8 protein-coding genes are annotated in these 12,390 nt (G+C 43.8%); 7 read left to right on the top strand and 1 reads right to left on the bottom strand.

Annotation, left to right across the window (positions count from 1 at the left end; all coding sequences use genetic code 11):
- The first annotated feature begins 1 nt into the window (after window position 1).
- From mukF to FE394_RS14385, 7 genes are all read left to right on the top strand, one after another.
- Window positions 2–1,324 carry a chromosome partition protein MukF gene (gene mukF, locus FE394_RS14415; RefSeq protein ID WP_319927058.1) on the top strand — a complete coding sequence of 441 codons (1,323 nt, stop codon included), beginning with the start codon at window positions 2–4 and terminating at the stop codon, window positions 1,322–1,324.
- Window positions 1,305–2,021, top strand: coding sequence for a chromosome partition protein MukE (gene mukE, locus FE394_RS14410; RefSeq protein WP_319927057.1), 717 nt, complete (start codon window positions 1,305–1,307; stop codon window positions 2,019–2,021). The genes mukF and mukE overlap by 20 nt, the downstream gene beginning before the upstream one ends.
- Window positions 2,018–6,481 (top strand): chromosome partition protein MukB, encoded by a 4,464-nt coding sequence (mukB, locus tag FE394_RS14405; RefSeq protein ID WP_319927056.1) that lies wholly within the window; start codon window positions 2,018–2,020, stop codon window positions 6,479–6,481. The genes mukE and mukB overlap by 4 nt, the downstream gene beginning before the upstream one ends.
- Before the next feature lie 155 nt (window positions 6,482–6,636).
- Window positions 6,637–7,350, top strand: a complete 714-nt coding sequence (gene aphA, locus FE394_RS14400) for an acid phosphatase AphA (protein WP_319927055.1) — start codon at window positions 6,637–6,639, stop codon at window positions 7,348–7,350.
- A gap of 255 nt (window positions 7,351–7,605) precedes the next feature.
- Window positions 7,606–9,336: a L,D-transpeptidase gene (gene ldtD / locus FE394_RS14395; RefSeq protein ID WP_319927054.1), complete on the top strand. Its 1,731-nt coding sequence runs from the start codon at window positions 7,606–7,608 to the stop codon at window positions 9,334–9,336.
- Window positions 9,337–9,730: 394 nt separating this feature from the next.
- Entirely contained in the window at window positions 9,731–10,279 is a 549-nt protein-coding gene (gene mepK, locus FE394_RS14390) for a peptidoglycan L,D-endopeptidase MepK (RefSeq protein WP_319927053.1), read from the top strand.
- Window positions 10,280–10,340: 61 nt separating this feature from the next.
- Window positions 10,341–10,973, top strand: coding sequence for an MBL fold metallo-hydrolase (locus FE394_RS14385; RefSeq protein WP_319927052.1), 633 nt, complete (start codon window positions 10,341–10,343; stop codon window positions 10,971–10,973).
- Window positions 10,974–11,117: 144 nt separating this feature from the next.
- On the opposite strand, the gene FE394_RS14380 is transcribed toward FE394_RS14385, so the two are convergent.
- Entirely contained in the window at window positions 11,118–12,308 is a 1,191-nt protein-coding gene (locus tag FE394_RS14380) for an amino acid aminotransferase (protein WP_319927051.1), read from the bottom strand.
- Window positions 12,309–12,390: the final 82 nt, after the last annotated feature.

Below are 12,390 nucleotides of genomic sequence, written 5' to 3'. Positions count from 1 at the left end.
TATGAGTGAATATTCCCAGACTATTCCTGAACTTGTATCCTGGGCCAGAAAAAATGATTTCTCAATTTCTTTACCGCCAGAACGATTGGCTTTTTTGATGGCAATTGCCGTACTGAATAGTGAACGATTTGATGGTGAAATGAGTGAAGGGGAGCTGGTGGATGCTTTCCGTGAAGTGTGCAAAGGTTTTGAACAGACTTCTGAATCAGTGTCCGTCAGGGCGAATAATGCCATTAATGATATGGTTCGCCAGAAGCTGCTCAGCCGTTTTACCAGTGAACTTTCAGATGGCAACGCTATCTATCGTCTGACCCCGTTGGGGATTGGTATCAGCGATTATTATATCCGCCAGCGTGAATTCTCCATGTTGCGTCTTTCCATGCAGTTGTCCATTGTTGCCAACGAATTGCATCGTGCGGCTGAAGCCGCTGAAGAGGGAGGTGATGAATTTCATTGGCATCGCAATGTCTTTGCACCTCTTCAATATTCCGTGGCTGAAATCTTTGACAGTATTGATATGTCTCAGCGCTTGATGGATGAACAGCAGAACGGCGTAAAAAATGATATTGCCGCGCTACTCAACCAAGACTGGCAGGCTGCTATCGCCAACTGTGAGCAGCTACTGTCTGAAACTTCCGGCACACTGAGGGAACTTCAGGATACATTGGAAGCGGCGGGCGATAAATTGCAGGCGAATCTATTGCGCATTCAGACTGCTAATATGGATAGTGATGGTTCTGTTCTGGTCGACAGACTGGTCTTTGATCTACAAAGTAAACTGGATCGCATTATCAGTTGGGGGCAGCAGGCCATTGATTTGTGGATAGGTTATGACCGTCACGTTCATAAGTTTATCCGAACCGCCATTGATATGGACAAAAACCGCATTTTTTCCCAGCGTCTTCGCCAATCTGTCCAACACTATTTTGACAGCCCGTGGGCACTGACCGTTGCCAATGCAGATCGTTTTCTGGATATGCGTGATGAAGAACTGACTCTGCGCAATGAGGAGGTAATGGGAGAATTACCACCAGAAATGGAATATGAAGAGTTTAGTGAAATCAACGAACAACTGGCTGAAATGATAAAACAGGCGCTGGCGGTTTACCAACAGACAAAACTTCCTCTGGATTTAGGGACTGTACTGCGCGACTACCTTGCTCAGTATCCACATAAACGCCATTTTGATGTGGCACGTATTCTGGTGGATCAGGCAGTACGATTGGGCGTTGCAGAAGCCGATTTCTCTGGATTGCCAGCGGAATGGTTAGCGATTAATGATTACGGAGCCAAGGTGCAGGCACATGTCATCGACACATATTGAACAAGTTATGCCAGTGAAACTGGCTCAGGCATTATCCAACACACTTTTTCCTGAATTAGACAGCCAGCTTCGCTCTGGACGTCATATCAGTCTGGATGATCTTGATAATCATGCTTTCCTGATGGATTTTCAGGAAGAGTTGGAAATGTTTTATGCGCGTTATAACGTCGAGTTAATCCGTGCACCAGAAGGTTTTTTCTACCTGCGTCCCCGTTCAACGACGCTGATCCCGCGATCTGTTCTGTCTGAATTGGATATGATGGTAGGTAAGATCTTATGTTACCTCTACCTTAGTCCGGAGCGTCTGTCCAATCAGGGAATATTTACCTTTCAGGAACTGTACGAGGAGTTATTGTCATTGGCTGATGAAAATAAGCTGATGAAATTCGTGAATCAACGTTCGACAGGTTCCGATCTCGACAAACAAAAATTACAGGAAAAAACACGAACTTCTCTGAACCGCTTGCGCCGTTTGGGAATGGTTTATTTTCTGCAAAACGACAGCAATAAATTTATGATCACCGAAGCGGTATTCCGTTTTGGTGCAGATGTACGCAGCGGTGACGATCCACGTGAGGCACAATTACGGATGATCCGTGATGGTGAAGCCATGCTTGTGGAAGCATCGCAGAAAGATAATGAACATGAAGAAGTATCAGAGCATTCAACAGAAGGTGCGGAGGATGGGCAGTCATGATTGAACGCGGTAAATTTCGCTCACTGACGTTAGTTAACTGGAATGGTTTTTTTGCCAGAACGTTTGATCTTGACGAGCTAGTGACGACCTTATCCGGTGGTAACGGCGCGGGTAAATCCACTACGATGGCGGCATTTGTGACCGCGATGATCCCGGATTTAACACTGCTCCATTTCCGCAATACCACAGAAGCAGGTGCAACCAGCGGCTCTCGTGATAAAGGCCTGCATGGTAAACTGCGCGCGGGGGTCTGTTATTCCACGCTGGATGTCGTTAACTCACGCCATCAGCGGGTCATTGCAGGTGTTCGTCTACAGCAGATTTCCGGACGTGATCGTAAAGTTGATATCAAGCCGTTTATGATCCAGGGGGTTCCTGCATCGATCCAGCCAACACAACTATTGACTGAAAATATCGGTGAACGTCAGGCCCGGGTTTTGCCTCTGAATGAATTGAAAGAGCGTCTTGATGAAATGGAAGGCGTTCAATTCAAACAATTTAACTCGATTACGGATTATCATGCCTTAATGTTTGATTTGGGCGTGATTCCAAAACGTCTGCGTTCAGCGAGTGATCGCAGCAAATTTTACCGTTTGATAGAAGCATCACTGTATGGGGGTATTTCCAGCGCGATTACCCGCTCACTGCGTGATTACTTGCTGCCAGAAAACAGTGGTGTCAGAAAAGCATTCCAGGATATGGAAGCCGCATTGCGTGAAAACCGCATCACACTGGAAGCAATCCGCGTAACCCAATCCGACCGTGATCTTTTTAAGCATCTCATTACAGAAGCGACGGCCTATGTTTCTGCCGACTATATGCGCCATGCCAACGAACGCCGGGTCCATCTGGATGAAGCACTGGCTTTGCGTAGTGAATTATTTGGCAGCCGTCGCCAGTTAGTCGCTGAACGATATCGCCATGTTGAGACGGCGAGAGAATTAGCGGAACAGAGTGGTTCATCGTCAGATTTAGAAATGGATTATCAGGCAGCCAGTGATCATCTGAATTTAGTTCAGACTGCGATGCGCCAGCAGGAAAAAATCGACCGTTATCAGTCAGATGTTGAAGAACTGACTTATCGTTTGGAAGAACAGAGCGAAGTGGTTGAAGAAGCGAAAGAGCAACAGGCGGAATATGAAGCCGTATCTGAAGCCGCAGAGCAGGAAGTTGATGAACTGAAAAGCCAGCTTGCCGATTATCAGCAGGCTCTGGATGTTCAGCAAACCCGGGCGATTCAATATCAGCAAGCATTGCAAGCTTTAGAACGTGCCCGTGAACTTTGCCAGCTTCCTGACCTGTCGATAGAAAACGCTGATGAATGGCAGGAAACCTATCAGGCCAAAGAACAGCAAGCGACTGAAATATTGCTTACCTTGGAGCAAAAACTCAGTGTCGCTGATGCAGCTCACAGCCAGTTTGAGCAAGCTTATCAATTGGTGAAAAACATCGTTGGTGAAGTAAGCCGTAGTGACGCGTGGCAAACCGCTCGTGAAGTTTTGCGTGAATGGTCATCTCAGCGTCATCTGGCCGATAGAGTTCAACCACTGCGTATTCAGTTGGCTGAATTGGAACAACGTCTGAATAGTCAGCAAAATGCAGAACGTTTACTGGAAGAGTTCTGTAAGCGCCATAACCAGCAATATCAGGCGGAAGATTTAGAGGCGTTGCAGGGTGAATTAGAAGCCCAGTTGGAAGAATTGAGCCTGAGCGCCAGCGAAAGCGGCGAACGCCGTATGCAGATGCGTCAGGAGTTTGAACAGCTCAAGCAGAAAATACAGGGGCTGACAACACGTGCGCCGGTATGGTTAGCGGCACAGGAAGCGCTGAGCCAGCTTTGTGAGCAGAGCAATGAAACATTCGAAAGTAGCCATGATGTTACTGAATACATGCAGCAATTGCTGGAGCAAGAGCGCGAAATCACTGTTGAACGTGATGATGTAGCAGCACAGAAACGAGAACTGGAAAAGCAAATTGAGCGTCTGAGTCAGCCAAGCGGGGCAGAAGATGGTCGATTACTTGCGTTGGCAGAACGTTTCGGTGGTGTTTTGCTGTCTGAAATTTATGACGACATTACCATTGCTGATGCACCTTACTTCTCTGCTTTGTATGGCCCTGCTCGTCATGGGATCATTGTGCCTGATCTCTCTTTGGTTCGCCCACTTCTGGAAGCATTGGAAGATTGCCCGGAAGATCTCTATCTGATCGAAGGTGATCCGCAATCTTTTGATGACAGCGTATTCCATTTCGAAGAGCAGAAAAACGCAGTTCTGGTGAAATCATCCGATCGTCAGTGGCGTTACTCCCGTTATCCTGAAGTTCCGCTGTTTGGGCGGGCGGCAAGGGAAAATCGTCTGGAAGCACTCAGCCTTGAACGTGATACGTTGGCAGAGCGTTATGCGACCCTCTCATTTGATGTACAGAAAATTCAGCGTGCGCATCAGGCTTTCAGTCGTTTTGTGGGTAAACACCTGTCTGTTGCGTTTGATGATGATCCAGAAGCAGAAATTCGTAGTCTGAACCAGCGTCGTACTGAACTGGAGCGTGAATTATCTCAATTTGAAGCCCGGACTCAGCAGCACAATCAGAAACTTGTTCTGGTAAAAGAAAGCCTGTCAGTATTGAATCGTTTGATTCCACAAATCATGATCTTGCTGGACGAAACGCTGATTGATCGGGTGGAAACTGTTCGTGAAGAAATGAGTGAGGCGCAGGAAGCAGCACGATTCCTGCAACAGCATGGCAATGCACTGACCAGACTTGAACCGCTGGTTTCTGTCTTGCAAAGCGATCCACAGCAACATGAACAGTTGCAAAAAGATTATGAGGCCGCGAAGCACAGCCAGAATAAGGCTAAGCAGCAAGCCTTTGCTTTGATCGAAATCGTACAGCGTCGTGCGCATTTCAGCTACAGCGATTCCGCCGGAATGCTTGGTGAGAATACTGACCTGAATGATAAACTGCGTCAGCGCCTTGAACACGCGGAATCTGATCGCAGCCGTGCGCGTGAACAATTGCGTCAGCAACAATCACAATATACTCAGTTCAGCCAAGTTTTGGCATCTCTGAAAAGTTCTTATGACACCAAGCAAGATATGTTGAAAGAACTTGAGCAGGAGATGAAAGATATCGGTGCTCAGGCGGATGCTAACGCAGAAAGTCGTGCCCGCGAGCGTCGCGATCAGCTTCATGCTGCTGTGAATACTAACCGCTCTCGTATCAATCAGCTTGAGAAGCAGATAGCATTCTGTGAAGCTGATATGGAAAACCTCCAGAAGAAATTGCGCAAGTATGAGCGTGATTATTACCTGAAGCGTGAGCAGGTGGTTTCTTCGAAAGCGGGCTGGTGTGCAGTGATGCGCATGGTGAAAGACAATGGTGTTGAACGTCGTTTACATCGCCGTGAACTGGCCTATATGGATGGTGATGATTTACGTTCCATGTCGGATAAAGCCTTGGGAGCATTGCGGCTGGCGGTAGCGGATAATGAACATTTGCGTGATGCATTGCGTTTATCGGAAGATCCCAAACGTCCTGAACGTAAAATTCAATTTTTCGTTGCCGTTTACCAACACCTGCGTGAACGTATCCGTCAGGATATTATTCGAACAGATGATCCGGTTGATGCCATTGAGCGGATGGAGATTGAGCTGGCACGTCTGACCGAAGAATTAACGGCTCGTGAGCAGAAATTGGCTATCAGCTCCAAGAGTGTGGCTAATATCATTCGCAAAACCATTCAACGCGAGCAGAACCGTATTCGCATGCTGAATCAGGGATTGCAGGCCGTTTCTTTCGGACAGGTTGGCGGTGTGCGCCTGAATGTGAATGTGCGCGAAAGTCACTCTGTTTTGCTGGATGTGTTGTCTGAACAGCAGGAGCAACATCAGGATCTGTTCAACAGCCAGCGTTTGACCTTCTCAGAAGCGATGGCAAAACTTTACCAACGCTTAAATCCGCAAATTGATATGGGTCAGCGTCTGCCGCAGACCATAGGCGAAGAATTACTGGATTACCGCAACTACCTTGAACTGGATGTTGAAGTTAATCGTGGTTCGGATGGCTGGCTCAAAGCGGAAAGTGGCGCTCTTTCTACGGGTGAAGCTATCGGTACGGGGATGTCTATTCTGGTTATGGTCGTACAGAGTTGGGAAGAAGAATCTCATCGTCTGCGCGGTAAAGATATTTCCCCATGTCGTTTACTCTTCCTTGATGAAGCTGCACGTCTGGATGCGAAATCAATCGCAACGTTGTTTGAGTTGTGTGAGCGATTGCAGATGCAGTTAATTATTGCCGCCCCGGAAAATATCAGTCCAGAAAAAGGGACAACCTATAAACTGGTGCGTAAAATTTTCAATAATCAGGAACATGTGCATGTTGTTGGATTGCGCGGTTTTGGGCAGGATGTCCCCGCCTCTGAACCGTCACGACCTCAGGCACAGTCCATATTACAAGAGTAATTTCTGCTGAATCAGGGAGCCATATTATGGCTCCCTGACTTGTATATCTATCTTCCTAATAATAACCTTAATCAATTGTGCAGTGCGTCTCATTTTGGCTTGATGATACCGTCTATTATTTCGCACCGTTATGATCAATATAAAAAGGAATAACGATGCGTAAAATTACTCTGGCATTCAGTGCGATTGCATTAGCTTTTAGTTTAAACAGCATGTCACAGGCAAAAGTATTTATGCCTGAGCAAGTTGACCCTGGAGTCACAACAGCAGATTTGGCTCAACGTCAGGCCGTACATTGGGTATCAGTGGAGCAGATTGAAAAAAGCCTGAAAAACCAACCCGCAATGGCTGTCGGATTTGATATTGATGATACCGTATTGTTTTCAAGCCCTGGTTTTTATCGCGGTAAATTGGAATACTCGCCTAATGACAATAGTTATCTGAAAAATCCAGAGTTTTGGAATAAAATGAATAATGAATGGGATCAATTCAGTATGCCAAAACAAATCGGTATTGAGTTGGTTCAGATGCACTTAAAGCGAGGTGATGATGTTTATTTCATTACAGGCCGCACAAAAACCAAAACAGAAAATGTGACCAAATATTTGCAGGAAGATCTGCATATTCCTGCTGATAAAATGAACGCTGTTATTTTTGCGGGTGACGAACCCGGGAAAAATAATAAAATCAGTTGGATGAGCGATCATAAATTGAAAATTTATTACGGTGATGCAGATGCTGATATTTCTGCTGCCCGTGAGCTGAATATTCGTGGTATCCGCATTTTGAGAGCATCAAATTCTTCTTATCAACCGTTGCCTAAAGCAGGCCGATTTGGGGAAGAGGTAGTCATTAAATCTGAGTATTAATCTGAAAATAAAATATAAGACATTCTGATTAAAGGCACTTTTAGTGCCTTTTGTTTTTTTAAGCCAGCATAAGGTATTTTATTAAAATGAATATTTTATTTTGATTAGAGTGATTGGATCTATTTGGAGAGATACTCTACCGTAAGAGAGAATTAGTATATAATTATTACTATTCTTTTCTGATAAAATAGGACTGCTGATAATTAGAATAAGTCATTGGACAGCTGCATGCATAAAACCGGGAGGTGAACGCTTATGGCAAAGAACACGATCAGATTACTGAAAGTTTCTTTTATCTGTAGCGCATTGGCGGTGTCAGAGGGAGCCTTTGCAAATCAACAAAATGGATTGATGACAAGTGATGTGCAACAATTACCAGAGGAACAAAAAAAGGCGGAGACCGTTGTTTCATCTGATAAGACTATTCTTATGCCTTCGGTACTCTCTATTGATGAAAATCGGCAACAGTTACAAAATTGGTTACCACAACAAGTAAAACCGATATTCCTCGATCGATTGGCAACGTTATATACTGCCAATAAAATGAAATCACTATGGCAGGATAAAAAAGCCATTCAACAGTTTGAAAATCAACTCATTGAGATGTCATTAGCTGGTTTTCAGCCCCAATTTGAAAAATGGCTGGTACAACTTCATACTCCTGAATTAAGTGATATGGGCCGTGATGTTATTTTATCTGATGCTATGCTAGGTTATCTTCATTTTACCAATGCTGTTAAGAAAAAAGGAGACTCTTGGTTATATGGAAAAAATACCTATAAAATGAGTTTACCACCTTCTCATTTAATCGATAAATGGCAAGAGCATATTAATAATAATGATGTCGCTGGTTATATTTCGGCTTTATCACCTAAGCATCCGATGTATGAAAATATGCGTAAGGAAATGCTGGAGCAATTATCCGATAAACGACCATGGACTGAATTTTCACTTAAAGGTACGTTGAGACCAGGTCAAAGTAGTGAAAGTGTGGCCGCACTTCGAAAAATATTAGTCCGTTCAGGTACTTTGGATTCATCAGCAGTTCAATCTGATAATAAGGTTTATGGCAAAGAGTTAGTGGCTGCTGTCAAACGCTTTCAGGCTTTGCACGGGTTATCCGCTGATGGTGTTATCGGACAATCAACCAAAGCATGGTTAAATACAACGCCACAAACTCGTGCCCGCATTATGGCGTTAAATATACAGAGACTACGGATTATTCCCGGCAATATACCTACCGGGATTCTGGTCAATATTCCTAATTACTCACTGTTTTATTATTTGGATGGCAAAGAAGTATTAAGTTCTAAAGTTGTCGTCGGGCGGCCCAGTCGTAAAACGCCCATTATGAGCAGTGAATTAAATAATGTGGTGGTTAATCCACCGTGGACTGTGCCTACGAGTATGACTCGGAAGGATATTGCACCACGAGCAATGCGTGATCCGAGTTATTTTCGTACCCGGGGTTATACGGTTTTTTCCAGCTGGAGTAATGATGCCAAGGTTGTCGATCCTGCATCGATTAATTGGGAGGTTGTGACACCAAGTAAATTTCCTTATCGTATACGGCAGGCACCGGGTCCCACTAACTCATTAGGACGCTTTAAATTTAATATGCCAAACTCAGAGGCGATATATTTACATGACACGCCAAATCAGGCTTCTTTTGGCCGAGAAATGAGGGCTATCAGCTCAGGTTGTGTGCGTGTAAATAAAGCGCCTGAATTGGCTGATATGCTGTTGGGAGATGCAGGCTGGAATAAAGTTAAAGTGAGTAACTCTTTGAAAACATGGACGACAAAATATGTAAATATTCCCAAGAAAATTCCTGTTTTTCTCTATTATCAAACTGCTTGGGTTGATGAAAAAGGTGCTCCACAATATCGTGCTGATATCTATGACTATGATATGAGTGCCAGACAACAATCGGAATTTGTATCCAAGATCACAAGGGAGAGAATTTCAAGTAGCATGGCTAATTAATGAAAAAATAAATTTTATGTTAATACCCTATTTTATGAATGGTGAAGGAAATAATATTTCTTCACCATTTTTTATATTACCAATTCTTTTTTAAGCATTTTTATTGCCGGGAATGCGCTATTGATGAGCTATTTTTCATTGGTATTGATGGATCAGTTATATGTCATATGAAAGATATTTTCCATTAACATATCTTCATTAATATTCCATCTATGTCTAATATAATTTGTATTATGTTAGATTGGTCACAATTATAAGCGGGTAAATTTACAGTAATATACAAAAATAATTGAAACTACTTTTTATTTGTTGATGTCTTATTAGTCGGTTAAACTCTATTATTAATGTAGTTTAGAAATTATTAATAAATCATAGAATAGCAGGGCATATTTCCATGAATGATATTGACCACGATCGCCGAAAGTGGCTCGGCGTCAGCGTGGCCGCATTGGGGCTAGGTTTATTGTCTCAACCCGCTTTGGCCGCATTGACGACGCCACGTCCTAGAATTTTACGATTCGATAATCTGCATACAGGAGAAACAATTAAAGCTGAATTCTTTGATGGTCGCCGTTATAACAAATCAGAATTAGCGCGTCTGAATCATTTATTTCGTGATTTCCGTCAAAATAAAGTTAAAACTATTGATCCAAAACTATTTGATCAAATTTATTTATTGCAAATGATGATGGGAATAAATAAGTCTGTTCAATTAGTTTCTGGTTATCGTTCGTTGACGACAAATAATCTGTTGCGCGAAGCCAGTGGTGGAGTCGCAAAACACAGTTATCATACTCGCGGGCAAGCGATGGATTTCCATATTGATGGTACTCAACTTGCACATATTCGCAAAGCTGCGTTGAAAATGCGGGCTGGTGGCGTAGGTTTTTATCCAAAAAGTAATTTTATTCATATTGATACAGGGCCAGTCAGGACGTGGTAATCTTATACTTATATCCAATGATTATATCCAATGAGTCTTGATTGTGGAGTTAAGTAATATAATGAAATACCACATTATCCCCGTCACGATGGCGATGCAAAATTGTACATTGATTTGGTGTGAAGAAACTAAGGAAGCCGCAATTGTTGATCCCGGCGGGAATGCCGAACAACTTATTGCTGAAATAGAGCGTCGTGAGCTGAAATTGACACAAATTTTGCTGACACATGGCCACTATGATCATGTTGGTGCTACCGTTGAAGTTTCCAGACATTTTGATGTTCCTGTCTATGGGCCACACAAGGAAGATGCTTTTTGGATAGAAGGATTGGAAATTCAATGCCAAATGTTTGGGGTTGAGCCATGCCCGTCTTTCACGCCGGATCGTTGGTTAGATGAAGGAGATACACTGCAAGTTGGCAATGTTGAGCTGTCTGTTTTTCACTGTCCGGGGCACACACCGGGACATATTATCCTTGCAAATCACACTGAAAAATTAATCTCTATGGGCGATGTGTTGTTTAAAGGCAGTATTGGTCGTACTGATTTCCCCGGCGGAAATTATGATGTGCTGATTCAATCCATTAAGGAAAAAGTACTGCCGCTGGGAGATGATTATCAATTCATTCCCGGTCACGGGCCGATGTCAACATTAGGACATGAACGGAAAACTAATCCTTTTCTGCAAGATTAATTGAAAATTTTTTTCTTATACAATGAACTGAGCAAGCAGCGAATAGCATAAGCAAGGAATGATATAGCAAAGAATGATATAAGAAAGATAAAAGCCGCTACAAAAGCGGCTTTTTAGGAATGTAATCCAAGTACTCAGATAAAATCAGAGTACAGCAACGATCGCTTCACACAGAGGAACCATGTTCTCCAGTGTTAAACCCGCCACGTTGATGCGACCAGAACCGACCGCATAAATACCAAATTCTTCACGCAGACGCTCAACCTGTTCTTTAGTCAAGCCGCTGAATGAGAACATACCATTCTGAGAGATAATAAAACTGAAATCTTGTTTTGCACCTTTTTCTTGCAAGGTGTTCACAAACAGTTGGCGCATACGTTTAATACGCTCACGCATTGTCGCCAATTCCTGAACCCATTCTGCTTTCAGATCGTCGTTGGACAGGATAGTCGTAACAACGGAAGCACCATGTGCTGGTGGGTTGGAGTAATTGGTACGAACAATAGACTTCGCTTGGCTGAATGCTTTTTCTGCGGTATCGCTGTCTGCTGCAACGATGGTGCAAGCACCAACACGCTCATTATACAGGCCGAAGTTTTTGGAATAAGAGCTGGCAACGATCAGTTCATTGTGGTTCTTGGTAAAAATGCGCAGACCTTCTGCATCTTCATCCAATCCTTTGGCAAAACCTTGGTAAGCAAAGTCAAACACAGGCAACCAACCATTTGCAGCGGATAAATCAGCCAGTTTCTGCCACTGTTCAGGCGTTGGATCGATACCGGTTGGGTTATGGCAGCAACCGTGCAACAGAATAATATCACCCGCTTGAGCTTCAGACAGGCTTGCCAACATGCCATCAAAATTCAGGGCATGTTTTTCTGCATCATAATAATCGTATTCGCGAATTTCTAAACCAGCGCTGGCGAAAACACCTTTATGGTTTGGCCAGGTTGGGTTGCTGATCCAGACACGTTTTGCATTGGTCTGTTTAACAATAAAATCAGCGGCAGTGCGCAGTGCGCCGGTTCCGCCTGGGCTTTGTACAGTACGGGCGCGCTTATCAGTTACCACATGGCTGGTTTTACCGAAGAGCAGTTCCTGAGTAACACTGCCAAATTCAGGTAACCCGCTAATTGCCAGATAATTTTTGGTCGTTTCGTTTTCCAGCAGGAATTTTTCTGCTTTTTTAACGGTGGTCAGAACAGGGGTTTTACCCGTTTCGTCTTTGTAGACACCGATACCCAAGTTGATTTTATTGTCACGAGGATCGGCTTTAAAGCTATCAGCTAAACCAAGAATAGGATCGGCAGGCGCTGCTGTAATTTTCTCAAACATTTTTTTGATTCCAAGACTCGGAGAGTTAAGCCCAAAATAAGTTACACGCCGCTCAGGGTAACGCTAAGGAACTCATTTGCCA

The organism is Xenorhabdus littoralis (assembly GCF_033949345.1).
Taxonomy (GTDB): domain Bacteria; phylum Pseudomonadota; class Gammaproteobacteria; order Enterobacterales; family Enterobacteriaceae; genus Xenorhabdus; species Xenorhabdus littoralis.
The sequence above is the reverse complement of the archived record's forward strand: the minus strand, read 5'-3'. Positions and strand labels throughout refer to the sequence as shown.

What these genes read in the sequence shown, in the direction of transcription:
- mukF (WP_319927058.1), top strand. Translation starts at nt 2, where the DNA reads ATGAGTGAATATTCCCAGACTATTCCTGAACTTGTATCCTGGGCCAGA.
- mukE (WP_319927057.1), top strand. Translation starts at nt 1,305, where the DNA reads ATGTCATCGACACATATTGAACAAGTTATGCCAGTGAAACTGGCTCAG.
- mukB (WP_319927056.1), top strand. Translation starts at nt 2,018, where the DNA reads ATGATTGAACGCGGTAAATTTCGCTCACTGACGTTAGTTAACTGGAAT.
- aphA (WP_319927055.1), top strand. Translation starts at nt 6,637, where the DNA reads ATGCGTAAAATTACTCTGGCATTCAGTGCGATTGCATTAGCTTTTAGT.
- ldtD (WP_319927054.1), top strand. Translation starts at nt 7,606, where the DNA reads ATGGCAAAGAACACGATCAGATTACTGAAAGTTTCTTTTATCTGTAGC.
- mepK (WP_319927053.1), top strand. Translation starts at nt 9,731, where the DNA reads ATGAATGATATTGACCACGATCGCCGAAAGTGGCTCGGCGTCAGCGTG.
- FE394_RS14385 (WP_319927052.1), top strand. Translation starts at nt 10,341, where the DNA reads ATGAAATACCACATTATCCCCGTCACGATGGCGATGCAAAATTGTACA.
- FE394_RS14380 (WP_319927051.1), bottom strand. Translation starts at nt 12,308, where the DNA reads ATGTTTGAGAAAATTACAGCAGCGCCTGCCGATCCTATTCTTGGTTTA.